The organism is Acinetobacter sp. ESBL14 (genome assembly GCF_036668815.1).
In the GTDB taxonomy this organism is placed as follows: Bacteria; Pseudomonadota; Gammaproteobacteria; order Pseudomonadales; family Moraxellaceae; genus Acinetobacter; species Acinetobacter gyllenbergii.
Window position 1 is genome coordinate 130,332 of the sequence record NZ_JAZEVS010000002.1, and the last position, 25,034, is coordinate 155,365.

21 protein-coding genes and 1 riboswitch are annotated in these 25,034 nt (G+C 44.1%); of the genes, 19 read left to right on the forward strand and 2 right to left on the reverse strand.

The annotated features are described in order from the left end of the window. The first annotated feature begins 84 nt into the window (after positions 1-84). The 9 genes from V6E90_RS08830 to lpxC all read left to right on the forward strand — a co-directional run bounded on the left by V6E90_RS08830 (position 85) and on the right by lpxC (position 10,030). A complete protein-coding gene (locus V6E90_RS08830; protein ID WP_004803595.1) occupies positions 85-564 on the forward strand; it encodes a glutathione peroxidase in 480 nt (159 codons plus the stop codon). Between the two features lie 225 nt (positions 565-789). Beyond that, positions 790-1,734, forward strand: coding sequence for a glutathione synthase (gene gshB / locus V6E90_RS08835; protein WP_016542629.1), 945 nt, complete (start codon positions 790-792; stop codon positions 1,732-1,734). A 225-nt stretch (positions 1,735-1,959) separates the two neighbouring features. After that, complete coding sequence (gene murG, locus V6E90_RS08840) at positions 1,960-3,057, forward strand: undecaprenyldiphospho-muramoylpentapeptide beta-N-acetylglucosaminyltransferase (protein WP_081408987.1); 1,098 nt, start codon at positions 1,960-1,962, stop codon at positions 3,055-3,057. A 13-nt stretch (positions 3,058-3,070) separates the two neighbouring features. After that, positions 3,071-4,516, forward strand: coding sequence for a UDP-N-acetylmuramate--L-alanine ligase (murC, locus tag V6E90_RS08845; RefSeq protein WP_016542631.1), 1,446 nt, complete (start codon positions 3,071-3,073; stop codon positions 4,514-4,516). A gap of 39 nt (positions 4,517-4,555) precedes the next feature. Next, positions 4,556-5,482, forward strand: coding sequence for a D-alanine--D-alanine ligase (locus tag V6E90_RS08850; protein ID WP_016542632.1), 927 nt, complete (start codon positions 4,556-4,558; stop codon positions 5,480-5,482). Positions 5,483-5,488: 6 nt separating this feature from the next. Continuing rightward, positions 5,489-6,346, forward strand: a complete 858-nt coding sequence (locus tag V6E90_RS08855) for a cell division protein FtsQ/DivIB (protein ID WP_016542633.1) — start codon at positions 5,489-5,491, stop codon at positions 6,344-6,346. 61 nt (positions 6,347-6,407) lie between these two features. Further along, positions 6,408-7,670, forward strand: a complete 1,263-nt coding sequence (gene ftsA / locus V6E90_RS08860; RefSeq protein ID WP_016542634.1) for a cell division protein FtsA — start codon at positions 6,408-6,410, stop codon at positions 7,668-7,670. 164 nt (positions 7,671-7,834) lie between these two features. Next, positions 7,835-9,016 (forward strand): cell division protein FtsZ, encoded by a 1,182-nt coding sequence (gene ftsZ / locus V6E90_RS08865; protein WP_332605138.1) that lies wholly within the window; start codon positions 7,835-7,837, stop codon positions 9,014-9,016. Between the two features lie 111 nt (positions 9,017-9,127). Further along, entirely contained in the window at positions 9,128-10,030 is a 903-nt protein-coding gene (gene lpxC, locus V6E90_RS08870) for a UDP-3-O-acyl-N-acetylglucosamine deacetylase (RefSeq protein ID WP_004657153.1), read from the forward strand. Positions 10,031-10,128: 98 nt separating this feature from the next. On the opposite strand, the gene V6E90_RS08875 is transcribed toward lpxC, so the two are convergent. Beyond that, positions 10,129-10,569: a hypothetical protein gene (locus V6E90_RS08875; protein WP_004657154.1), complete on the reverse strand. Its 441-nt coding sequence runs from the start codon at positions 10,567-10,569 to the stop codon at positions 10,129-10,131. A 105-nt stretch (positions 10,570-10,674) separates the two neighbouring features. Here V6E90_RS08875 and V6E90_RS08880 point away from each other — a divergent pair, with 105 nt between their 5' ends. The 10 genes from V6E90_RS08880 to recJ all read left to right on the forward strand — a co-directional run bounded on the left by V6E90_RS08880 (position 10,675) and on the right by recJ (position 24,047). Next, positions 10,675-11,379: a M23 family metallopeptidase gene (locus V6E90_RS08880; protein ID WP_016542637.1), complete on the forward strand. Its 705-nt coding sequence runs from the start codon at positions 10,675-10,677 to the stop codon at positions 11,377-11,379. A gap of 204 nt (positions 11,380-11,583) precedes the next feature. Continuing rightward, positions 11,584-14,301, forward strand: coding sequence for a pyruvate dehydrogenase (acetyl-transferring), homodimeric type (gene aceE / locus V6E90_RS08885; protein ID WP_016542638.1), 2,718 nt, complete (start codon positions 11,584-11,586; stop codon positions 14,299-14,301). A 2-nt stretch (positions 14,302-14,303) separates the two neighbouring features. Then, complete coding sequence (locus V6E90_RS08890) at positions 14,304-16,271, forward strand: 2-oxo acid dehydrogenase subunit E2 (RefSeq protein WP_332605139.1); 1,968 nt, start codon at positions 14,304-14,306, stop codon at positions 16,269-16,271. 121 nt (positions 16,272-16,392) lie between these two features. After that, a complete protein-coding gene (locus V6E90_RS08895) occupies positions 16,393-16,680 on the forward strand; it encodes a hypothetical protein (protein ID WP_016542640.1) in 288 nt (95 codons plus the stop codon). Positions 16,681-16,714: 34 nt separating this feature from the next. After that, positions 16,715-16,856: riboswitch (yybP-ykoY riboswitch) on the forward strand. Between the two features lie 82 nt (positions 16,857-16,938). Continuing rightward, positions 16,939-17,514 (forward strand): TMEM165/GDT1 family protein, encoded by a 576-nt coding sequence (locus tag V6E90_RS08900; protein ID WP_332605140.1) that lies wholly within the window; start codon positions 16,939-16,941, stop codon positions 17,512-17,514. 162 nt (positions 17,515-17,676) lie between these two features. After that, positions 17,677-18,483: an MBL fold metallo-hydrolase gene (locus V6E90_RS08905; protein WP_065343145.1), complete on the forward strand. Its 807-nt coding sequence runs from the start codon at positions 17,677-17,679 to the stop codon at positions 18,481-18,483. Between the two features lie 267 nt (positions 18,484-18,750). Beyond that, positions 18,751-20,217: an IMP dehydrogenase gene (gene guaB / locus V6E90_RS08910; RefSeq protein WP_016542643.1), complete on the forward strand. Its 1,467-nt coding sequence runs from the start codon at positions 18,751-18,753 to the stop codon at positions 20,215-20,217. A 128-nt stretch (positions 20,218-20,345) separates the two neighbouring features. Continuing rightward, positions 20,346-21,683, forward strand: a complete 1,338-nt coding sequence (gene glmM / locus V6E90_RS08915; RefSeq protein WP_065343146.1) for a phosphoglucosamine mutase — start codon at positions 20,346-20,348, stop codon at positions 21,681-21,683. Positions 21,684-21,695: 12 nt separating this feature from the next. Next, positions 21,696-22,346 (forward strand): pyridoxamine 5'-phosphate oxidase, encoded by a 651-nt coding sequence (gene pdxH, locus V6E90_RS08920; RefSeq protein ID WP_332605141.1) that lies wholly within the window; start codon positions 21,696-21,698, stop codon positions 22,344-22,346. Beyond that, positions 22,347-24,047 carry a single-stranded-DNA-specific exonuclease RecJ gene (recJ, locus tag V6E90_RS08925; protein WP_023271127.1) on the forward strand — a complete coding sequence of 567 codons (1,701 nt, stop codon included), beginning with the start codon at positions 22,347-22,349 and terminating at the stop codon, positions 24,045-24,047. 49 nt (positions 24,048-24,096) lie between these two features. On the opposite strand, the gene V6E90_RS08930 is transcribed toward recJ, so the two are convergent. Further along, positions 24,097-24,954: a putative porin gene (locus V6E90_RS08930; RefSeq protein ID WP_332605142.1), complete on the reverse strand. Its 858-nt coding sequence runs from the start codon at positions 24,952-24,954 to the stop codon at positions 24,097-24,099. Between the last annotated feature and the right edge of the window lie 80 nt (positions 24,955-25,034).

Consider the following 25,034-nt stretch of genomic DNA (forward strand, 5'->3'; position numbering starts at 1 on the left):
TGTGTGCAATATTAAATAAGCAAACTGAAAGATTCAGCAAATTATTATGAGCAATTCCACCATTGGATAGATGAGAGAACACCTATGAGCAAGATTTATGATTTTCAGGCTGAACTGTTAGAAGGCGAACAAAAGAACCTCGCGGATTACCAAGGCAAAGTTTTATTGGTGGTGAATACTGCAAGCCAGTGCGGTCTCACGCCACAATTTGAAGGCTTGGAAAAGCTATATCAGGACTACCAACAACAAGGTCTGGTGATTCTGGGTTTTCCATGTAACCAATTTGCCAATCAAGATCCATCCAGCAATGAAGAAATCGGCAGTTTCTGTCAACGTAACTATGGTGTATCTTTCCCGATGTTTGCCAAGGTCGATGTGAATGGCCCAACCGCACATCCCTTATATCAATACCTTACTTCTGAAGCCAAAGGCCTATTAGGCAGCAGCATTAAATGGAACTTCACTAAGTTTCTGATCAATCAAAACGGTGAAGTGGTCAAACGCTATGCCCCAATCACCAAACCTGAAAAAATTGCCAAAGATATTCAAAAGCTTTTGCGATAAATAGCCTAGAAAATGAGGAAAATGGAAATGACTGGTCTACGATGCATCTACTGGTGATTTCCTCTTCCGAAACAAATTAAATCATAAAGCTGAATATTTTTAATATGTTGTAATTAATTGAACAAAATAGATTTTTTAATCTTTAAGATTTATACAACTTGTTTCACGATTGACCGCAAACTTCGCTATACTTTTTGCCAAGATTAAAAATACGAGCGTCAGATTATGCGTGTACTGGTGGTGATGGACCCGATTGAAACTGTGAATCTTAAAAAAGATTCAACCATGGCAATGTTATGGGCGGCCAGCCGTCGCGGACATGAATTGGGTTATGCATTACAGCACGATTTATATATCGATCAAGGCAAAGCCTTTGGCCTAATCTCACCGCTGAAAGTCTTTGAAGATTATAACCATTACTATGAGCTAGGCGAGCAGCGCAAAGAATCGTTGGCAGATTACGATGTGGTGTTGATGCGTAAAGATCCACCCTTCGACATGAACTTTGTCTATACCACCTATATTTTGGAACAAGCCGAGCGTGAAGGCGTGTGGATTATCAATAAACCACAATCGCTACGTGACTGTAATGAAAAATTGTTTGCCACGCAGTTCCCAGAGCTTCAAGTACCAACCTTGGTGACCTCACAACAAAGTCTGATTCGTGAATTTATCAAAGAACATGGCGATGTCATTGTGAAGCCTTTGGATGGCATGGGCGGCATGGGAATTTTCCGCTTATACCAAGATGGGGTAAACATTGGTTCGACTTTGGAAATGCTCACGGAAATGGGCACCCGTCCAATTATGGCGCAACGTTATATCCCTGAAATTGTGGAAGGCGATAAACGTATCTTGATGGTCAATGGTGAGCCGATTCCCTATTGCTTGGCGCGTATTCCACAAAATGGTGAAGTGCGAGGTAACTTGGCTGCAGGTGGTTTAGGCCAGGCTCGTCCACTGACTGAAAATGATAAATTGATTGCGGCAAAAGTCGGTCCATTCCTACGTGAAAAAGGGCTGGTCTTTGTTGGTTTGGATGTGATTGGCAACTATGTGACTGAAATTAACGTCACTAGTCCAACCTGTATCCGTGAGATTGATGCACAGTTTGGGACGTCAATTGCCGATGATCTTTTTGATGTTTTAGAAGCTGGTCGTCAAAACTAAAAAGTTGTTTTTTGACCGAATTGCCCGTTTGAATGTCAGCATAATTGGCAGGCAAACGGGCTTTTGTATATCGGCAGAACCTTGTTTTTAACAAAGAATCGAAAAAAGCCCAGCTTTCTGTTGTAAACAGGTGAAATTCGCTTTTCGTGAATGAAGCTTTAGGATTAAAATAACTGCCGAAAACAATAGACGATAACCTTCTTTTTTGAGTTGAAGAATTAGACTGTGACCAATTCCCCAGAAAACAAACCTAAACATGTCATGATGATGGCCGCTGGTACAGGTGGACACGTTTTTCCTGCACTTGCTGTTGCTAGACAACTGCAACAAGAAGGCTGTCAGGTCTCATGGTTGGCGACCCCGACAGGAATGGAAAATCGGTTGTTGAAAGATCAAAATATTCCGATTTATCAAATTGATATTCAAGGTGTGCGCGGCAATGGTTTGGTCCGTAAACTCAGTGCACCGTTTAAAATTTTAAAAGCGACTTTAAGCGCTATGCGCTATATGAAACAGCTCAAGATTGATGCAGTCGCTGGTTTCGGTGGTTATGTGGCAGGCCCAGGCGGCTTGGCTGCACGTTTACTCGGTATTCCTGTATTGATCCATGAGCAAAATGCGATTGCAGGTTTTACCAACACTCAATTGGCACGTATTGCCAAGACCGTGTGTCAGGCTTTTCCAAATACATTTGCAAACAGTGATAAAGTCGTGACCACAGGTAATCCTGTGCGTGCGGAAATCACTGCGATTTTAAATCCTTCTTGGCGCTATCAAACCCGCGAACAAGAACAACTGCCATTGAATGTTTTGATTGTGGGTGGTTCGCTCGGTGCGCAAGCGCTGAATGAGCGTTTGCCTGAGGCCTTGAAAAAGGTCACTGTGCCGCTGCAGGTATTTCATCAATGTGGTCAAAACAAGCAAGATGCCACGCGTGCACTGTATCAAGATGCCCCTGCCAGTTTGAATATTCAGGTTGAACCTTTTATTCAGGATATGGCCAAGGCTTATAGTGAAGCTGATTTGATTATTTGTCGTGCCGGTGCTTTAACGGTAACCGAAGTGGCAACTGCAGGTTTGGCTGCAATCTTTGTGCCGTTACCGATTGCGGTGGATGACCACCAAACTGCAAATGCGAAATTCTTGGCCAATGCGGGTGCTGCCAAGATTTGCCAGCAAGCAGACATGACACCTGCTGTTTTGGATGAGTTGTTAGCAACCTTATTAAATCGCCAACTCCTGTCTGAAATGGCAGTTAAAGCACGTCAACAAGCACAACCGAATGCAACACAGCATGTGGTTGATCTAATTAAAAAATTGTAATTCGAGTTTATCTATGTCTCCTACAAATCCAAGCCAAGCCAAAAAGCTGATTAAAGTGCCAGAAATGCGCCGTATTAAAAATATCCACTTTGTTGGTATTGGTGGTGCGGGGATGTGCGGTATTGCCGAAGTATTGAGTAACCAAGGTTATAAGATTTCAGGCTCAGACATTAAAGCGTCGAAAACCACAGCTCAACTTGAAGCCAATGGCATTAAAGTATTTATTGGTCACTCGGCTGACAATATTAAAAATGCCAATGTATTGGTGGTGTCGACTGCGATTGATCCTGAAAATCCAGAGATTAAAGCAGCGATTGAACAGCGGACTCCGATTGTACGCCGTGCGGAAATGTTGGGTGAATTGATGCGTTACCGCCACGGGATTGCGGTTGCGGGTACGCATGGTAAAACCACCACCACCAGTTTGTTGACCACCATGTTGGCTGAAGAAAACCTTGATCCGACCTATGTAATTGGCGGTTTGCTGAATAGTACAGGTGTGAATGCAGCGCTCGGTGAAAGTCGTTTCATCGTGGCGGAAGCAGATGAGTCAGATGCCTCTTTCTTGTATTTGCAACCGATGGCTGCGATCGTGACCAATATTGATGCAGATCATATGGACACCTATGAAGGCAGCTTTGATAAGTTAAAAGATACCTTTATTCAGTTCCTACATAACCTGCCATTCTACGGCTTGGCTGTGGTCTGTGGTGATGACGCCAATATTCGTGAAATTTTACCGCGTGTGGGCCGCCCAGTCTTGACCTATGGTTTTGATGAAGACAACGATATTCGTGCGGTTGATGTTGAACAAGAAGGCATGCAGTCGCACTTTACCGTATTGCGTAAAGACCGTGAGCCATTGCGTGTCACCATCAATCAACCGGGCTTGCATAATGTCTTGAATGCGTTGGCTGCGATTGGTGTGGCAACCGATGAAGGTGTTTCTGATGGTGCGATTTGTCGTGCTTTAGAAGGCTTTAGTGGTGTCGGTCGTCGCTTCCAAGTTCAAGGTGAATATGAAGTGGGCGAAGGCTTGGTGAAGTTAGTGGATGACTATGGTCACCATCCGAAAGAAGTTGAAGCGACCATTAAAGCCGCGCGTGCCAGCCATCCAGACCGTCGTTTGGTGATGTTGTTCCAACCACACCGTTTTAGCCGTACCCGTGATTGTTTTGATGACTTTGTCGATGTGTTATCACAAGTCGATCAATTGTTATTACTGGAAGTCTATCCAGCGGGTGAAAAGCCGATTGTGGGTGCTGATAGTCGTGCTTTAGCACGCAGTATTCGGTTACGTGGCGAAGTTGAACCGATCTTGGTTGATCCAGTGGATGGCAATTTACCGAACGTTTTACAAAAAGTGTTACAAGCAAATGACCTGTTATTAACACAAGGCGCGGGTAACGTCGGTGCAATTTCGGTAGAATTGGCTCAGCATCGCTTGTATGCCAAATAATTTTGTTTTGTGAATATTAAAAGTTTTAAGGATATAAACGTGTCAAATGCTGCAAAATTCGGCAAAGTTGCTGTGTTGTTTGGTGGGAAGTCGGCTGAGCGCGCTGTGTCATTGGACAGCGGTCAAGCTGTTCTAGAGGCGTTATTGCGTTCGGGCGTACAGGCAGAAGCATTTGACCCACAAGATCGAAGCGTGACTGAACTGGTGGGTTATGATCGTGCTTTTATCGTATTACATGGTCGTGGCGGTGAAGACGGTCAGATCCAAGGCGTATTGGAATGGTTAAACCTGCCATATACGGGTACGGGTGTACAAGGTTCTGCGATTGGCATGGATAAAGTCAAAACCAAGCAAATCTGGCAGGGCAGTGATCTGCCAACTGCACCCTACCGTATCATTACCAAAGACACGGATCTTGAGCCTGTGATTGCAGAATTGGGCTTACCTGTGATTATCAAGCCAGTGCATGAGGGTTCGAGCGTTGGCATGAGTAAAGTTGAAAAAGCTGAAGATTTTGCTGCTGCGATTGAAAAAGCCACTCAGCACGATGCTGTGGTGATGGCAGAAAAGTGGATCACGGGTCGTGAATTCACCATTTCATTCCTGAATGGTCAGCCATTACCGGTGATTCGTTTACAGCCACCCGCAGATGTGGCGTTCTACGACTATGAAGCCAAATATCAACGTAATGATGTGGAATATGGCATTCCTTGCGGTCTGAGTGAAGCAGAAGAAAAAAGCTTACAGGCGCTTTGCTTACGCGCTTTCCAAGCGGTCGGTGCAGAAGGCTGGGGTCGTATTGATGCGATGCAGGATGAACAGGGTAACTTCTGGTTATTAGAGGTAAATACAGTGCCAGGTATGACCAGCCACTCGTTGGTGCCAAAAGCGGCGCAAGCAGTGGGCTATAACTTTGATCAGCTCTGCGTTGCGATTTTAGAGCAAACCTTAACAAAGTCGGCTTAACGATTTATGGCTCAACTACCTGCTTCGATGCGCCGTAAAACACGGCCAGCCATTAGCTCGATTCACGAGAAACCGCCTTCGCCTCGACAAAAGATGGTGAATGCGGGTGGTTGGATATTGCTGGTGATTGCATTTGCGGTGTTGGCACTGGGTTTGTTTGCTTTATATAAAGTCATGACAGATGCTCGAGTGGCGCAGTTGCAGGTGGTCGGGACCAATTCTGATGTTGAGAACCAGCAGTTAGTTCAATATCTGAATCCGATTATTAAAGATAACTACTTCACTTCAGATTTAGAGCAAATTCGCGATCAAGCATTAAAAGTGTCATGGGTTGATCGTGTGGTGGTGTCACGGGCTTGGCCAAATGCAATTCGGGTGCGGGTGATGCCGCGTCATGCGATTGCACGTTGGGGAACAGGGCGTTTGCTCAGTGACAATGGTGATGTATTTAGCGAGGCAGTGCCAACAGCACATCCAAACTTGCCGCTACTGCATGGGCCAGCCAGCCAATCCAAAATGATGATGCGTCGCTATAATGAAATTAATCAACTGTTTCATCCAGCGAATTTGAGATTAAAAGAATTGTATTTAACCGAGCGTATGACGTGGTTCATGCAGTTTGATTCAGGCCTACGGATTATTGTAGATCAGGATCAGACCATGAATAAGCTTCAGCGTTTAAGCCATTTGGCACAAACGGATTTAAAACCTGTATGGTCAAAAATCACGGCAATTGATCTGCGTTATCGGAATGGCTTGGCTATTCAGTGGAAAAACGCAGCTCCGCCAAAGATTGTCAACGGTCAGTTAGTTGTAACGATTGATGACACAAGCCTTGCAGGGGCAATTCAGGCAAAGCCATAATACGTGGCTTAAAATAAAGGGCAGTGGTCCTAAACAACACTAAAGATATGGTATTGAAGTAATGAGTGAAGCTGTTCCCTCAGTTGTTGCGATTGATATTGGGACTCATAAAGTCACAGTTTTGATTGGTAAGATCCATGCGCCGGATAAGATCCAGGTCATTGGCATGGCAACTGCTCGCAACCGAGGTATGGTTAAAGGCAAGATTGTTAGCTTAGACAAGGTGATTGCGGCGATTAAAAATGCGGTATCCGAAGCAGAGGATATGGCTGAATGCCGTATTCATAGTGCATGGGTATCGATTCCAAGTACTGAATTACAAAGTTTTTATGCCTCAGGCCGTACGCCAGTTGCCAACCACGATCATATTATTACGACAAATGAAGTGGTACGCGCATTAGAATTGGCCAAAGCCAGTCATGTGTCGCCAGATTATTATCTTGCTAGCGCAGTGCCATTGGGCTTTGAGCTGGGTGATTCGGCGGAATGGGTACAAAACCCAGTCAATATGTCGGCGCATAGCATGACCGGGCATTATCAGTTGATGATGATGCCGATCAGCACCATGCAAAACCTTGATCGTGCCATGAAAGGGGCCAATATCGGGGTGGAGAAAATGGTGGTGTCTTGCTTGGCAACCGCTGAAGCCAGTCTGCTCAAAGACGAAAAAGAATATGGTGTTTGCTTGGTGGATATTGGTGCGGGTATTACCAATATTGCGGTGTATCTGGATGGTCGTTTGGCACTTGCACGGACCTTGCCACGTGGTGGTGAGAATGTCACCCGTGATATTGCTGCTGTTTTGCAGACCACCACGGAAGAAGCGGAACGCATCAAGATTTTGCATGGCTGCGTGGATATGAGCGTGGTCAAACCTGATCACATGATTCAAGTACAAGGCATTGATGGTACACAAACCATCAGTCGTATTGAGCTTGCAGAAATCATCATTGCACGTTATGAAGAAATCTTTAGCCTCATTCGTGAAGAGTTAGAGCATAGTGGTGCAATTCATGGTCTCTATCATGGCGTGGTACTCACTGGGGATGCCTGTCAAATTGAAGGCATGGTGAATCTGGCACGTCGTATGTTGGGTGTCTCTGCGCACTTGGGCAATCCGCCGTTACAGGTCTATGCGGATGATCAGCACTTAGCAGCCTTGCGTCGTTCTATGTACGCAACCGCAGCGGGTTTGTTGATGTTTAGCCAAAGTGATTTGCAAGATACGGTGGAAGAACCAGAAGAGGCAAGTGATCGTAGTTTTGTTGATCGCGTTGCCAATGGTTGGAATGCATTAAATAGCAAATTAAAGGCCATCTTTTAAGTTGTAGTTATTTTTGGGAAAATTTGTTAGGAAGTTGTTCTAAATCCGCCACTGTACTTGACAAGCTAGCGATTATTGAACAGCATCCTAAACATCAGTTGTTTAAAAATCAGGGCAGTAACGGGCTGAAGTAACTGCCATTAATATTAGGAAATCTAAAGGTCATGGCCTCATTTGAATTTATAGAAGATGAACTAGACAATGGCAACGGTCAAGCCCGTTTCACAGTATTTGGCGTTGGTGGTGGCGGTGGTAATGCCGTGCAGCATATGGCGCAATCTGACATTCAAGGTGTAAAGTTCGTTTGTGCAAATACCGACAAACAAGCCTTGGATAGCATGAATGCCCCGTTCAAAATTCAATTGGGTGAACAAAGTACACGTGGTTTAGGTGCTGGTGCGAATCCTGAGGTGGGTCAAATTGCGGCAGAAGAAAGTCGTGAAGTGATTCGTCAGCATCTTGAAGGGACTGACATGGTGTTTGTCACTGCCGGTATGGGCGGTGGTACAGGTACCGGTGCTGCGCCAGTGGTTGCCGAAGTTGCCAAAGAAATGGGCATCTTGACTGTAGGTGTGGTGACTACGCCATTCAACTTTGAAGGCCGTCGTCGTCAAAAGTCTGCTGAAAAAGGCATTGATGCTTTAGAAGCACATGTGGATTCATTGATCATCATTCCAAACCAACGCTTACTCAGCGTATATGGCGATATTTCAATGAAAGATGCCTATAAAAAGGCAGATGATGTGTTGCTGAATGCGGTACGCAGTATCTTTGATCTTGTGGTGAATCGTGGTCATATTAACCTTGACTTTGCGGACTTGAAAACAGCGATGAGTACCCGTGGTTATGCCATGATGGGTGCTGGTTTAGGTCGTGGTGAAGACCGTGCTCGTCAAGCAGCTGAGCAGGCAATTCGTAGCCCATTGCTTGATAATGTGAATATTATCAATGCCAAAGGTGTGTTGATTAACATCACGGGTGGAGATGATATTACTCTACGTGAAACTGAAATCATTACTGATGTGGTCAATCAAATCGTTGATTTGGATGAAGGTGAAATCTTCTACGGCACAGTATTTGATCCGGATGCACGTGATGAATTACGCGTTACGGTCATTGCAACAGGTTTAACCCGTAATGCGAGTGAAGTTGATCAGAAGCGTCGTGCGGTGACTTCACATGCACCAGCTTCTCAAGCTGTACAGCAGTCGGTTGATGAGGATGATGTTCCTGCGATCAGCAAACGTACAAATACCGATGCGCCAGTGAGCGCTGCGGCAAGTTCTACGCCACGATCATCGCCAATGAGCATTCAAGACTATCTGAAAAATCAACAGCGTAAATAATAAAATCATATATTTAGAGAAAGGGGGCAATTAATTGCCCCCTTTTTTATTTTTTTAAAATGGCAAAATATGCTAAGTTATATCGGTTTTTGCAAATGAAGTTGGTATGGCATGTTGAAACAACGTACTCTCAAGCGTGTGGTGAAAGCGAGCGGTATTGGTCTGCACAGTGGTCAAAAGGTGCTGATTAATTTTGTTCCGCATCATATTGATGGGGGTATTGTCTTTCGCCGTATCGACTTAAATCCTCCAGTGGATATTACGGCCAATGCGCTGTTAATCCAAGAAGCTTTTATGTGTTCGAATCTGGTGCGTGACGACATTAAAGTCGGAACCATTGAACATGTGATGAGTGCGATTGCTGGCTTGGGGATTGATAACCTGATTGTAGAAGTGTCTGCATCCGAAGTACCGATTATGGATGGTAGCGCGGGACCGTTTATTTATTTATTGATGCAAGGTGAACTGGCGGAGCAAGATGCGCCAAAGAAGTTCATTCGCATTTTAAAGCCTGTAGAGGCTTTAATCGACGACAAAAAAGCCATTTTTTCACCGCATTCAGGCTTCCAACTGAACTTTACCATCGACTTTGATCATCCTGCCTTTGCCAAAGAATACCAATCAGCGACGATCGATTTTTCAACAGAAACCTTTGTCTATGAAGTCAGTGAAGCACGAACATTTGGCTTCATGAAAGATTTAGACTATTTAAAAGCCAATAATCTGGCGTTGGGTGCGAGTCTTGAAAATGCAATTGGCGTGGATGATACCGGTGTGGTCAATGAGGAAGGCTTGCGCTTTGCTGATGAGTTTGTACGACATAAAATTTTAGATGCCGTCGGTGACTTATATTTACTTGGACATCAGATTATTGCCAAGTTTGATGGGTACAAATCAGGGCATGCGTTGAACAACCAGCTATTACGCAATGTTCAAAACGATCCAAGCAGCTATGAAATTGTAACATTTAATAACGAGAGTGATTGTCCAATTCCTTATGTGAGTGTGACATAAGTCATTGTCTTTTATTGCCTATGTTATATTATAACAATTGAATCTGAGATTTTCATCACACAAAATTAGAGTGTATTCCAACACTTAATCTATGCAGTTTACTTTTTATTGCTTGCCAAACGTAGTAAAGCTTGGCTAAGCTTAGGGTCGCTCACATATTCAGCGGCGCTGCGCAATTGCTCTTGGGTCTCTGATGTTAGTGTTTTTGTTGGGGGAGAGGGTTCACGAGAGACAACTGTTTTGTTTCTTAACCGAACTTGAATTTTTCGTAATTCCTTGAGTCCTTCGAGCTGAGCTAACTGCGCAACATAGTGGCTTTGTAAATAGCTGAGTTGACTAATCATTGCTTGATTTTCACCAGTGATGATCAAAACGCCATGTTGATAACAAACAACCTGCCATTGCTCTGGTTGGGGCAGTAAGGGTTGAATAATTTTCGTAAGTTGTTTCCATTGTGTGACTTGCGTCGTCAGAAACGTTAAGTTTCCAGTTTTTATGTGTTGTCCTTTCTGTTGGAAAACGTTGTTAGGCTCAGACATAGAACTTCCTCGGAGGTAATGTGTCCATCTTAAGCGTTTGCTCCAACTGTTATCAAGGAACAGATGATAAAGGAACGTTTGAAGGACGGTTTCAAGAGGTTTTTTATGCATCATACGCGTCGTATTTTACTCGCATTTTCATTGGCTGCTTCAGCTGCTTCGGTTGCTTTTGCAGATTATCAGAACATTGGTCAAGCCACAGGTGATGACCGTTTAGAGCAATTATCAAAAACCTTAGCTCAAGGTTCTTATACTCATTCTGCTGATATGGATCTGCCAGCCGTATCGAATGTGTCAGTTAAATTACGTGAAAAAACCATTGAATTGAACAATGCAACGATCGAGAAGAAATATGGTCGTTCAGCGATTTCATCTCAAGACAATGCACCTTCTTCGTTCTCTGCAAATACAGGTTATTCTTGGTTGGTCAGCCACCCATTACAAGAAGGTCGAGTTAGCTCATCTTGGGGAACTCGTACTTTACTCGGTTCAACCCGTCACCATTCAGGTGTTGATCTTGCTGCACCATCAGGTACGCCAATTTATGCGACAGGCCCTGGTGTGGTGACTAAGTCAGGTTGGGGTACAGGTTATGGTCAGTATGTTGAAATTGATCATGGCAATGGTTATATCACCCGTTATGCACATGCATCGCGTTTAATGGTCAATGCGGGTGACCGTGTTGGGGCGGGCGAGCATATTGCCAATGTCGGTTGTACAGGTCGTTGTACTGGACCACATTTACATTTTGAAGTTGTGAAAGATGGTCAACGGAAAAATCCATCAACTTATTTAGCAATGTTGCCTTAATGTAATTTGTTAACAGTTGTATATAAATATCCAAAAAAATCGCCTTTATTGGCGATTTTTTATGTTTTTTGTTTCATTTCGGTCAATGACTATTTTGTCAGAAAATAATAAGGCGTTTTGCATTCATTTAGGGCAATACCTCTATCACCGCAAAACATGATAAAAATAGGGTTGACAAATAACTTAAGGGAAAAGGTGAATTGTATGGCGTTTTATGGCGACTCTGACGCGCAAGAAACCCAGGAATGGCAAGAAGCATTTGATTCAGTATTACAACATATGGGCACGGAGCGTGCTGCTTTCTTACTAGAAAAACTTTATCAACGGGCTATTGCAAAACATGTTCCAATCCAACGCCTAAATACCCCTTACCTCAATACCATTTCAGTTGAAGAACAACCAGCGATGCCTGGTGATCAGGATATGGAACGTCGTATCCGTGCCTTGATTCGCTGGAATGCATTGGCAATGGTGTTGCGTGCCAATAAAACCGGTGATGATTTGGGTGGTCACCTTGCAAGTTTTGCATCGTCTGCAACGCTTTATGATGTTGGTTTTAACCATTTCTTCCGTGCTGCCTCAGATAACTTTGGCGGTGATATGATTTATTACCAAGGACATTGTGCGCCTGGTATCTATGCGCGCTCATTCCTTGAAGGTCGTTTAACTGAAGATCAATTGAATAATTTCCGCCGTGAAGTGGGTGGAAATGGTCTTCCAAGTTATCCGCATCCCTATTTAATGCCTGATTACTGGCAGTTCCCGACTGTATCAATGGGTTTAGGCCCGATTATGTCGATTTACCAAGCGCACATTCAGAAGTATTTGATGAATCGTGGCTTGATCAAAGAAGAAGATCGTAAAGTCTGGGCATATCTAGGCGATGGTGAGATGGATGAGCCTGAAAGTACGGGTGCAATTTCACTGGCAGGTCGTGAAAAATTAGATAACTTGGTTTGGGTGGTGAACTGTAACTTACAGCGTCTGGATGGCCCAGTACGTGGTAATGGTAAGATCATCCAAGAGCTTGAATCATTGTTCCGCGGTGCAGGCTGGCGTGTGATTAAGGTGGTTTGGGGTCGTCATTGGGACCCATTGCTTGCACAAGACGCTTCTGGCGCTTTAAAAGCGGTCATGGAAGAAACAGTTGATGGTGAGTACCAACGCTATCAAGTGAAAGGTGGTGCATATACCCGTGAGAAATTCTTTGGCAAGTACCCTGAAGCTGCGGAACTGGTCAAAGATTTGAGCGATGAAGACATTGATAATCTTAACCGTGGTGGTCATGACCCGTACAAAGTTTTTGCTGCCTATGCAGAAGCAATGAAAGCCAAAGGTCAACCTACCGTTATTCTTGCGAAAACAGTTAAAGGTTACGGTTTATCTGAAGAAATTGAAGCGGTGAACAAAACCCACCAAATCAAAAAAATGCAGATCGACTCTTTGAAGTATGTACGTGACCGTTTTAATCTGCCATTTACAGATGATAAGTTAGAAGAGTTGCCATTCTATCGTCCAAGTGAAAACTCTCCAGAAATGAAGTATATGAAGGCGCGTCGTGAAGCATTAGGGGGTTACCTACCTGCACGTCGTCGTGAGAGTGAAACTTTAGCGATTCCTGAACTCTCTGTATTTGATGCGGTATTAAATGGTTCAGGTGGTAAAGAACAATCGACCACGATGCTGATGGTGCGTTTAATTGCTGCTTTACTGAAAGAAAAAGCCATTAAAGACCGCGTTGTTCCAATCGTTCCAGACGAAGCACGTACCTTTGGTTTAGAAGGGATGTTCCGTCAGCTGGGTATTTATGCCGCTCACGGTCAAAAATATACCCCAGAAGACCAAGAACAGTTAATGCATTACCGTGAAGCAAGTGATGGTCACATGTTGCAAGAAGGCATTAACGAAGCGGGGGCGATGAGTGCATGGGCTGCATTGGCAACCAGTTATTCAACCAATAACTTGCCGATGATTCCAATGTACATGTACTACTCAATGTTTGGTTTCCAACGTATTGGTGACATTGCATGGGCTGCTGGTGATGCACAGGCACAAGGTTTCTTGCTCGGTGCAACTGCTGGTCGTACCACATTGAATGGTGAAGGTTTACAGCACCAAGATGGTCATTCACATATCTTGGCGAACACCATTCCAAACTGTGTATCTTATGATCCATGTTTTGGTTATGAATTGGCAGTGATCGTACATGACGGTTTACAACGTATGTATGTGAACCAAGAGCGAGTGTTCTATTACTTAACCGTAATGAACGAAAACTACGAGCATCCTGCAATGCCAGAAGGGGCTGAGGAAGGCATTAAACGTGGTATGTACTTGTTCGAAAAAGACGAAAAAGCCACTGTGCAATTATTGGGTTCAGGTGTCATTCTTCGCGAAGTGATCAAAGCTGCGAAAATCTTACGTGATGAATACCAAATCCATTCAAACGTTTGGAGTGTAACCAGCTTCAATGAGTTGTCGCGTGATGGCATGGCATGTGAAGAATACAACCGCCTACACCCACTGACTGAAGAAGTGAAAGAATCTTGGGTATCTAAACAGTTACGTGGTACAGAAGGTATCGTTGTTTCTGCGACAGATCATATGCGTGCGTATAGCGAACAAATCCGTGCATATCTCCCAGATGGTCGTCCATTTGTTGCCTTAGGTACTGATGGTTACGGTCGTTCAGATACACGTGCCAACTTGCGTAGTTTCTTTGGTGTTGATGCTGCGCATATCGTGGTTGCGACGTTGAAAAAATTAGCAGATGAAGGCGAAGTGGATGCACGTTTAGTGAAAGATGCGATTTCTAATTTTGAGTTAGATACTGACCGTCCAGTAGCATGGGCGCCACAAGCGCACCCAGAAGTTCAGGCAGTTGCTGAATACCATGAAACGCAAACAGGTGAGGGGAAATAATCATGCAAATCCAAGCACCTGATATTGGCGTAGATAAAGCACTGGTTGCAGAAATCTTGGTCAAAGTAGGCGACCATGTTGCAGTAGACGATAGCCTTTTGGTTTTAGAGTCAGATAAGGCAACGGTCGAAGTACCAAGCACTGCAGCAGGTATCGTAAAAAGTATTCTGGTTCAACAGGGCGATGAAGTCACTGAAGGCGTCGCATTGATTGAATTAGAGTCTGAGTCTGCTGCTGAAGCACCTGCGAACGAAGCACCGAAAGCAGAAGCGCCAAAAGCAGAAGCGAAACCTGTCGCAGCTGAAACAAAAGCACAACCCGCTGCCGCTCCAGTAGCGACAGCAAGCCAGGTTGTGGATGTAAAAGTTCCAGATATTGGTGTGGAAAAAGCGCTGGTTGCAGAAGTGTTGGTCAAAGTCGGTGATCAGATTGAGCCAGAACAAAGTATTGTCGTGGTTGAATCAGACAAAGCGACGGTAGAAGTCCCAAGCTCTGTTGCTGGTGTTGTTGAAGCCATCCAAATCAAAGAAGGCGATAGCATTAAGGAAGGCGTGGTTTTGATTCAGGTCAAGACCGCAAGTTCGGCTGCTGCACCAGAATCGCAAGCAGCACCTGCTCAAACAGAAGCGCCAGTCGCAACAACAGAAGCACCAGCTGCAACGAATACCTCAACAGGTAATGTTGAAATTGAAGTGCCTGATCTGGGTGTAGAAAAAGCACTTGTTTCAGAAATTCTGGTCAATGTTGGTGATCGCGTCGAAGCCCAACAAAGCTTATGCGTGGTTGAGTCAGATAAGGCTTCGGTTGAAGTGCCAAGCTCAGTTGCAGGGATTGTGAAAGCAATTCATGTCTCTGCCAATCAAGAAGTGCGTCAAGGCGTGGCTTTGGCAACGATTGAGGTGAGTGGTCAGGCTGCTGTACCAGCAACAGTGCCAAAAGCTCAACCAGCCACTACGCCTGCTACTCAAGCTGAACCAGCAAAACCACAGGCGGCAACGACAGCAGCACCAAGTGTCCCAGCGCAAGCTGAGAAGCTGACCAAACAGCAAGAAGCAGATAATGCCAAAGTCTATGCTGGGCCAGCGGTACGTAAACTGGCACGCGAGTTAGGTGTGGTTCTTGGACAGGTCAAAGCCTCTGGTGAGCATGGTCGCGTGATGAAGGACGATGTTTTTGCCTATGTGAAAACGCGTTTGACTGCACCACAGGCTGCATCGACCTCTCAAGCTGCTCCAGTGGCTTCAGGCTTACCGAAGTTGCCAGACTTTAATGCATTTGGTGGCGGTGAAGTGAAAGCGATGACGCGTTTACAGCAAGTGTCTGTACCGCAATTGTCATTGAACAATTTCATTCCTCAAGTGACGCAGTTTGACTTGGCGGATATTACTGAACTCGAAGCATGGCGTGGCGAACTGAAAGATGGCTTTAAAAAGCAGGGTCTCAGCTTAACCATCTTGGCCTTTATTGCCAAGGCGGTTGCGCATTTGCTGAAAGAAGAGCCGTACTTTGCTGGCCATTTGGCTGATGATCAGAAGTCAGTCTTGTTGCGTAACGAAATTCATATGGGGATTGCGGTTGCAACACCAGATGGTTTAACAGTTCCAGTACTGCGTAATCCGGACCAGAAATCAATTAAGCAAATTGCAGCTGAATTGGCGGAACTCAGTCAAAAAGCCCGTGATCGTAAATTGTCACCGAAAGATCTACAAGGTGCCAACTTCACCATTACTAGTTTGGGTAGTATTGGTGGTACTGCATTTACGCCGTTAGTCAATTGGCCACAAGTGGCGATTTTAGGTATCTCACCTGCCACGATGCAACCTGTGTGGAATGGTAAAGACTTTGATCCGCGCTTAATGTTGCCGTTGTCATTGTCTTATGACCACCGTGTGATTAATGGTGCTGACGCAGCACGTTTTACCAATAAGCTGACAAAATTGTTAAAAGACATCCGTAGCTTATTGCTCTAATTGTTTTGAACTTGGAAAACCTCGCAGAAGCGGGGTTTTCTGTTTTTAGGCTGAACAAAATATGAATAGATGTATGTTATGTTGAGCTGAGAATACATTTTCATTGCTAGAGGGAGCGGGGATGTTGGTGATTTATCGGGTGATGCTGCCTTTGTTGCTGATTGTTTTTGTAGCGATGGGCTTGTGGGTCAGCTTCTTACATTTTCCATGGGATTGGGTGATGTATGTGGTCATGGGGCTTGAAGTGTTGCTTGCGACCGTTGTGATGGCAATGGAGTTTCAAGCACAAGATGTGGGCGGAGCGAGTGGTTGGGGCAGCTTTGGTTTTTTGGGGCTAAGTGCCTATTTGGCTTTTTTGCTTGGTCTTTTACGGGTGTTGCTGTGGAGTTACCAAAAATTTTGGGCATAACCATTCAAAAGCATTTTATTGTTTGCTAGAATGGATTCACTTCATTGGGGAGTAGCCGCTCTTTACGCAAAGTAAAGAGGTGATGATCAACATAATTGTTCAACCGAACATGGTCATCATAGCAAAGAACCAAGAACAGCTTCTCAGCTGTGCTTTTGTTGGCAAGACCTTTGATTTACCACTCTGCATCAATCTATTTGATTTTGGCTAGCAGGAGCGGTAGGTCATCGGTATATTTTGCTAGCCAGAGCATTCACTATGTATGAATTCCTCATCTCCACTTCAATTGTTGCCCTTGCTGAAATGGGTGATAAAACGCAATTGCTTGCCCTGTTACTGGCTGCACGATTCCGTAAACCGATTCCGATTTTAATAGCCATCTTACTGGCCACCACAATTAACCATGGTATTTCTGCTGTATTGGGACAATGGATTACCACTGTACTCAGTCCTGAAATTTTATTATGGATTCTGGCACTTGGTTTTATTGGCATGGCAATCTGGATGCTGATACCAGATGAACTAGGTGATGAAACTGAAAATATCAATAAATGGCAGAAGTTTGGGGTATTTGGTGCAACCTTCATCCTGTTTTTCTTGGCTGAAATTGGCGATAAAACCCAGATTGCAACAGTGGCTTTAGCAGCGCGCTTCGACAGCGTGTTCTGGGTGATGCTGGGTACCACATTTGGGATGATGCTTGCCAATGCGCCTGCAGTATTTATTGGTAATAAGTTGGCAGATAAATTACCGATTTCATTGATTCACAAAATTGGCGCTGCGATTTTCTTGATTGTCGGTGTTTCAACTCTAGTGCAGCATTATTTCTTATAAATGGTTTGAATTTAAGATCATCCAGACCCATCCAATAGAGATGGGTTTTTTCTGATAAATTAGGATAAAAATCCAATATCTGATTGAAACATGAACTAAATCCCATTATTTTATTATGGAATTAAAAATATTTCATATTTAAAGAATTTTTCTGGGGTAGTTATGAGTTTTGAGCGGACAACATCGCAAATATTATTTGATAACGGTACACATAAATGTATTAGTTTTACCAGTTTGGTGAAAGGTGAGGGCATTCAGGCCAATCAATTTTTAATTATTGATCATGAACGTGCAGCGGTTCTAGATCCAGGTGGCGACCTTACTTATGTGCCTTTAACCATGGAGCTCAACCGCTATACCAAATTAAAGAATTTGGACTATGTGATGGCTTCACATCAAGACCCTGACATTATTACCTCAATGCCGCGTTGGTTGGTGTATACCGATGCCAAAGTGGTAGCCTCTAAACTATGGGCGCGCTTTTTACCTCATTTAAATTCAGCCTTTATGAGTGATCGCATGAAAGGGAATTGGGAAGAGCGTCTGATCGAACTGTCAGATACAGGGCAAATTATTCCTTTGGGCGAGTCTGCGATTGTGGCTGTCCCTGCGCATTTTCTGCATTCGGTGGGGAATTTTCAGTTTTATGATCCAACTGCCAAAATTCTGTTTTCAGGCGATATGGGGGCTTCCATTGTTGAGGATGCCAGTCTGCCGATTACTGATTTTGACGCCCATATTAAAAAGATGAAAGGCTTTCATCAACGCTATATGTGTTCCAATAAAGTGATTCGTTTATGGGTGAATATGGTGCGGCAAATGGATTTGGAAATGATTGTACCGCAACATGGGACTGCTTTTATTGGTAAGGAGATGATCAATCAATTCTTAGATTGGATTGAAACCTTAGAATGTGGTGTGGACTTAATGAATGAATATGTCTTTAGTTTGCCAGCTGAAATGAGTTAAGCAATGATCAGTGAAATATAACGTTTTATGGCTGGTGGAATAGCAAAGTCGTTATCCCACTAGTCAGTTTTATAATTTTCAATGTAGGTTATTGAAAATTCTCATATTGAAGCGCCAAGATACGGACTGTGGTTTTAAGGTTCAAGACGAAAATCGATTAGGTGAAAAGTCATTCAAGCGTCGATTCAAATTATTTTCATCATAGAAAATGAAAATCACATCGAAATTTGTTTATAATAGCTCACGGAAATTACCAGTGAGATTGTTATGCTGACCATCGTTCAAGAAGCGTTAACCTTCGATGATGTCTTATTACTTCCTGCCTACTCAACTGTTCTCCCAAAAGATGTCTCCCTAAAGACACGTTTAACTCGCGGAATTCAACTTAATATCCCTCTCGTTTCTGCTGCAATGGATACGGTGACTGAGTCACGTATGGCAATTGCGATGGCGCAAAACGGTGGTATTGGTATTTTGCACAAAAATATGGATATCGCAGCGCAAGCCGCTGAAGTCCGTCGTGTGAAAAAATTTGAAGCAGGTATGGTGAAAGATCCAATTACGGTCACCCCTGAAACAACAGTTCGTGAATTGATTGCAATCACTCAGGCCAATAATATTAGTGGCGTACCTGTTGTGAAAGACGGCAAAGTGGTTGGAATCGTGACAGGTCGTGATACACGCTTTGAAACCAATCTTGAACAGCCTGTTAGTAATATCATGACAGGTCAAGATCGTCTCGTGACTGTACGTGAAGGCGAATCTAAAGAAAATATCCAAGCATTATTGCAAAAACACCGTATTGAAAAAGTATTGGTTGTTGGTGAGAACCATGAGCTGAAAGGCTTGATTACGGTGACTGACTTCCGTAAAGCTGAAAGCTATCCAAACAGCTGTAAAGATGATTTGGGTCGTTTACGTGTGGGTGCTGCGGTTGGTACAGGTGCTGAAACACCAAGCCGTGTCGAAGCTTTGGTCGATGCTGGTGTTGATGCGATTGTGGTAGATACCGCACATGGTCATTCTGCTGGCGTAATCGAACGTGTACGTTGGGTCAAAGCCAACTACCCACAAGTGCAAGTGATTGGTGGCAACATTGCGACTGGTGATGCAGCATTGGCATTGCTTGATGCAGGCGCAGATGCCGTCAAAGTCGGTATCGGCCCTGGTTCGATTTGTACCACACGTATCGTGGCTGGTATTGGTATGCCACAGATTTCTGCAATTGATAGCGTTGCGAACGCATTGAAAGATCAAATTCCTTTGATTGCAGATGGTGGTATTCGTTTCTCTGGCGATATGGCGAAAGCGATTGGCGCAGGTGCGAGCACGATTATGGTGGGTTCACTTCTTGCTGGAACTGAAGAAGCACCAGGCGAAGTTGAATTCTTCCAAGGCCGTTACTACAAAGCATACCGTGGCATGGGTTCATTGGGTGCAATGGCGGGTGTATCTGGTTCTGCAGACCGTTATTTCCAAGATGCTAAAGCGGGTGCTGAAAAGTTAGTCCCAGAAGGCATCGAAGGTCGAGTTCCATATAAAGGACCAATGGGGAATATCGTTCACCAAATGATGGGTGGTCTACGCTCATCAATGGGTTATACCGGTTCATCGGTGATTGAAGATCTTCGTCAAAATGCAAAATTTGTGAAAATTACTTCAGCAGGTATGTCGGAATCACATGTTCATGACGTCACTATTACTAAGGAAGCACCAAACTATCGAGTTGGTTGATTTTTGGTAATTTTGCTGATTGAAAAACCGTCAGGCCACTGACGGTTTTTTTTGTTTTGGTGTAAAGTGAAGTAGATGAAGAAAGATATGGTTACAGACCATATAAAAGATAAGAAAGTGAGTAGAAGATGAGTTATTTTGGTACTGATGGAATTCGCGGTAAATTTGGACAACTGCCAATTACTCCTGAGTTCGCACTAAAATTAGGCTTTGCCGCAGGAAAAGTATTAAAAAGAAATAGCCCTAAAAATAAACCGATTGTGGTGCTGGGGAAAGACACGCGCTTATCGGGCTATATTTTAGAAGCTGCGTTACAAGCAGGCTTGAATGCGGCAGGTGTATATGTGCATTTATTGGGGCCACTACCCACTCCTGCGATTGCGCACCTTACCCGCGCGCTACATGCGCATGCTGGGATTGTGATTTCTGCATCGCATAACCCATATTTTGATAATGGCATTAAGTTCTTTTCCAGCGAAGGTAAAAAATTACCAGACTCTCTACAAGACCAAATCAATCAGGAACTGGAAAAAGAGTTACTGATTGAGGACACTGCAAATCTAGGAAAGAGTGTGCGTGTTAAGGATGCCAATGGTCGTTATATCGAATTTTGTAAATCAACTTTCCCGTACCATTTTGACTTACGTAATTTAAAAATCGTAGTGGATTGTGCCAATGGAGCAGCCTATAGCGTAGGTCCGTCAGTGTTCCGTGAGCTCGGTGCTAAAGTTATTCCACTGTTTAACGAGCCAGACGGTTTAAACATCAACGAAAACTGCGGTTCAACTCATCCAGAACAATTACAGAAAGCGGTATTGGAACATCAAGCCGATGTGGGTATCGCCTTCGATGGTGATGCTGACCGTGTGGTGATGGTGGATAAAAATGGTCAATTGATTGATGGTGACCATATTTTGTATGTCCTTGCAACTCAGGCAAAACATAAGCCAGAGGGCGTTGTAGGTACGGTCATGAGTAATATGGCGCTTGAGTTGGCTTTGCAAAAAGCTGAGGTTGGCTTTGTCCGTGCCAAAGTGGGTGACCGCTATGTATTACAAGCCCTGGAAGAAAAGAATTGGGTGACAGGTGGTGAGCCTTCAGGCCATATTTTGACTTTGGATAAGAGTACGACAGGAGATGCCATTATCGCAGCTCTGCAAGTGTTAACGGTGATGGTTGAACAAGGCAAAGCCTTACATGAGTTAGTGGACGGTTTTGTGTTATTCCCGCAAGTGTTGGTCAATGTTCGCCTGCAACACATGATTGACCCTTATTCGATTCCTGCCTTGGTTGCAGAATTTGAGAAAGCGGAACAGCAACTAAAAGGTCGAGGCCGTTTATTGATTCGTAAATCAGGTACGGAACCTGTGATTCGTGTCATGGTGGAAGGCGATCAGCAGCAAGAAGTTGAGGCTTTGGCCAATCATTTGGCCGATGCAGTACGCGCTCAAGCTCAAGCTGCTTAAGGGAGGGCCATCATGAGTGATGTCATTAAAGACCTCAGCGAATTACGTTTGAGCTATGAGCAAGGTGAATTACATGAAGCTCAGATCAGTGCTGAACCGCATGCGCAATTTCTGAATTGGTTCAATCATGCCCTTGCAGCACATTTGCATGAGCCTTATGCCATGTCGTTGGCGACAGCAAATCAGCAAGGTCGTCCGCATGTGCGTACCGTATTATTACGTGGCGCGACAGCAGAGGGTTATGATTTCTATACCAATTATGACAGTCAAAAAGGGTTGGACTTGGCAGAAAACCCTTATGCTGAACTGCTATTTTACTGGCCAAGTCTAGAGCGTCAGATCCGTATTGGTGGCAAAGTTGTTAAGATTTCTGAACAAGAATCGACGGATTACTACCATAAGCGTCCACGTGATAGTCAGATTGCTGCACATATCAGTACCCCGCAAAGTGGGGTGATTGAAAGCCGTGAGTTATTGCAACAACGTTTTCAAGCGCTGCAAAGCCAAGTTCAAGATGAGTTGGATAAGCCTGAATTTTGGGGTGGATATCGCTTAGAAGCCGATTACTATGAGTTTTGGCAAGGGCGACCAAATCGCTTACATGACCGTTTAAGTTATGAAAAACAAAATGGTCTTTGGACTATACAACGCTTGATGCCATAAATGACCCAGATCCAAATTCAACAAAGACCCTTACTGACACGCCCTGAACAGTTTCAGGGCGTGCCTGCGTTTATTGCCGAAATTTTAGCAAGACGTGGTGTGCAGTCTGAGCAAGAACTGGAGTTGAAACTCAAACATTTGCTCTCTCCTGAACTCAAAGGTTTGGAGCAGGCCGTTGTATTGATTGATCAAGCCATTGATCAGCAAAAACAGATTGTGATTGTCGGTGATTACGATGCCGATGGGGCGACCAGTACTGCTTTAATGGTTCTTGTCCTGCAAGATATGGGGGCTAGCGTTGAGTATCTGGTGCCTGATCGTTTTAAGTATGGGTATGGACTCACGCCGGCAATTGCTGAATTAGCCAAGCACAGTTATCAGCCTGATCTTTTGATCACAGTCGATAACGGGATTTCCAGCCATGCCGGTGTGGAAACGGCACAGGCACTGGGTATGCAGGTGATTATTACCGATCACCACTTAACCACTAAGCCGACACCGAGTGCTGAGGCTGTGGTTAATCCGAATCAGCTAGATTGTGACTTTCCCAGTAAAGCATTGGCGGGGGTAGGCGTGGCTTTTTATGTACTGGCGAAATTGGCGAGTTACCGCAGTCAGCAAGCTAAAAGCAGTAGCAAAGTCACCCAGTATCTAGATCTAGTGGCTTTGGGAACCTATGCCGATGTCGCAAGTCTAGACTATAACAATCGGATTTTGATTGATGCTGGGTTAAAGCGGATTCAGCAACATCAATGTCGTGCAGGCATTTTGGCGTTATTGGATATCGCGGGTCGTGATGCTGCGAGCTTGCGCGCACAGGATTTAGGTTTTGTCGTCGGTCCTCGTATTAATGCCGCAGGTCGTATGGAAAGTATGCGGATTGGGATTGAGTGTCTACTCGCTGCCGATATGCAAACAGCTTATCCAATTGCGCAGCAATTGAATCAGCTCAATATTGAACGTCGTCAAGTTGAAACTGAAATGAAGCAACAAGCACTGAGTGCACTGCAACATATTCAGTTAGAAACAGAGCATTTACCTGCTGCACTGGTGATGTTTGATGAACAATGGCATCAAGGTGTGATTGGTATTGTGGCTGGGCGCTTAAAAGAGCAATTCCATCGTCCAAGTCTGGTATTTGCACCCGATGAAGATGGTATCCATATTAAAGGTTCAGCACGCTCAATCGATGGTATTCATATTCGCGATACCATTGAGCAAGTTGCTGAGCAAAATCCGCATTTGGTTAGTCATTTTGGCGGCCATGCAGCAGCAGCGGGCCTGACGTTGAAGAAAGAACATTTTGATGCATTCAAAGCTGCTTTCACCCACGCTATTGCTGAGATGGATGATGATTTATTTACAGCGACTTTATGGACTGATGGGGAATTACATGAGTCAGATTTGCATTTAGGAACCTTGGATTGGATTGAGCAGCTTGGACCTTGGGGACAAAAGTTTCCTTTACCGCAGTTTGAAGGACGCTTTAAAGTCATTGATTATCGTTGGCTCAAGGAGCAACATTTAAAACTCAAGTTGGCGGTTGGGTCACATGCCATTGATGCGATTGCATTTAATGCCATGGATCGTTTTGAATTTAATCCAATGCTGGGTTATGTGGATTTAGTGTATACCTTGGAGCGCAATATATTTAATGGCAGCACTAGTCTACAACTGCAGATTGCCTATTTAAAACAATAAAAAAATCCGCTCTGATGAGCGGATTTTTTTATTGTTAATATGCGATTGATTAGAAGCGGACAGTACCGTTAAGGCCGTAAGAGTCAGCGCCATCTGTTGTGGTATAACCGACACCTAAAGCAAATTGTGGGGTAAAGAATTTTTGTGCGCGAAGACTGAAAACACTGTCTGAATCATCCGCAGTAGAATCTGCAAATGAGATACCAACACTGAGGGTTGGATCAAGATAAAGATCGGCACCTAAACGATAAGTTGTTTCATCACCAATATAACTGAGTGCTTCAAAGTTGGTATAGTAACCCCCAATTTGTGAAACATACTTCGCGCGTAAAGAAACAGCAGTATCGTCATTCTCACCAGACACGATTGCAGCATTTGAAAGGGTATTGGTAAAGCCATATTGAGCAATTTGCACTGGATTTAGGCTATCAGATAAATCGGCAACACCGACTGCAAGGAGTAATCCATTGATGGGCAAGAAACCCGCTTCAAGACTATAGCCATCGCCATTTTCAGAATCAGAACCTAGGCCATTAATTGTTGCTTTGATATTGGTACGGTGCAAGGCGCCAGAAAGATAGAATTGTGAATTAGGAACATAAAATTCACCTTGAAATCCGATAATGTTGAATTGTAAGTCACCAAAATCTTGATCATCTTTGAGTTTACTATAGGCATAACCACCACCGATATTCGATGCTTTATCTAAGAAAGCAGCTTCTGCCAAAGGCGCATTACGGGTTTGCACAGGGCTAAAATAATATTTACCCGTGATGACCGCACTGTTACCTTTACCGTCATCCATATTGATATGTTCATATGCACCGTTAACTTCGGTTTGATAAGCATGGGCATTGACTGCAAAGCAAGCACTCACAAGTGTTGCAAGAAGATTTAATTTTTTCATTAGAATTTCCCCCGATTAAAAATAATACATATTTTGTTACATTGAGTAGTGTATTCAAAAATAGATAAGCGTCAATTGCT

Coding starts and splice junctions, on each gene's coding strand:
- V6E90_RS08830 (WP_004803595.1), top strand. CDS start 85: ATGAGCAAGATTTATGATTTTCAGGCTGAACTGTTAGAAGGCGAACAA.
- gshB (WP_016542629.1), top strand. CDS start 790: ATGCGTGTACTGGTGGTGATGGACCCGATTGAAACTGTGAATCTTAAA.
- murC (WP_016542631.1), top strand. CDS start 3,071: ATGTCTCCTACAAATCCAAGCCAAGCCAAAAAGCTGATTAAAGTGCCA.
- V6E90_RS08855 (WP_016542633.1), top strand. CDS start 5,489: ATGGCTCAACTACCTGCTTCGATGCGCCGTAAAACACGGCCAGCCATT.
- ftsA (WP_016542634.1), top strand. CDS start 6,408: ATGAGTGAAGCTGTTCCCTCAGTTGTTGCGATTGATATTGGGACTCAT.
- ftsZ (WP_332605138.1), top strand. CDS start 7,835: ATGGCCTCATTTGAATTTATAGAAGATGAACTAGACAATGGCAACGGT.
- lpxC (WP_004657153.1), top strand. CDS start 9,128: ATGTTGAAACAACGTACTCTCAAGCGTGTGGTGAAAGCGAGCGGTATT.
- V6E90_RS08875 (WP_004657154.1), bottom strand. CDS start 10,569: ATGTCTGAGCCTAACAACGTTTTCCAACAGAAAGGACAACACATAAAA.
- V6E90_RS08880 (WP_016542637.1), top strand. CDS start 10,675: ATGCATCATACGCGTCGTATTTTACTCGCATTTTCATTGGCTGCTTCA.
- aceE (WP_016542638.1), top strand. CDS start 11,584: ATGGCGTTTTATGGCGACTCTGACGCGCAAGAAACCCAGGAATGGCAA.
- V6E90_RS08890 (WP_332605139.1), top strand. CDS start 14,304: ATGCAAATCCAAGCACCTGATATTGGCGTAGATAAAGCACTGGTTGCA.
- V6E90_RS08895 (WP_016542640.1), top strand. CDS start 16,393: ATGTTGGTGATTTATCGGGTGATGCTGCCTTTGTTGCTGATTGTTTTT.
- V6E90_RS08900 (WP_332605140.1), top strand. CDS start 16,939: ATGTATGAATTCCTCATCTCCACTTCAATTGTTGCCCTTGCTGAAATG.
- V6E90_RS08905 (WP_065343145.1), top strand. CDS start 17,677: ATGAGTTTTGAGCGGACAACATCGCAAATATTATTTGATAACGGTACA.
- guaB (WP_016542643.1), top strand. CDS start 18,751: ATGCTGACCATCGTTCAAGAAGCGTTAACCTTCGATGATGTCTTATTA.
- glmM (WP_065343146.1), top strand. CDS start 20,346: ATGAGTTATTTTGGTACTGATGGAATTCGCGGTAAATTTGGACAACTG.
- pdxH (WP_332605141.1), top strand. CDS start 21,696: ATGAGTGATGTCATTAAAGACCTCAGCGAATTACGTTTGAGCTATGAG.
- recJ (WP_023271127.1), top strand. CDS start 22,347: ATGACCCAGATCCAAATTCAACAAAGACCCTTACTGACACGCCCTGAA.
- V6E90_RS08930 (WP_332605142.1), bottom strand. CDS start 24,954: ATGAAAAAATTAAATCTTCTTGCAACACTTGTGAGTGCTTGCTTTGCA.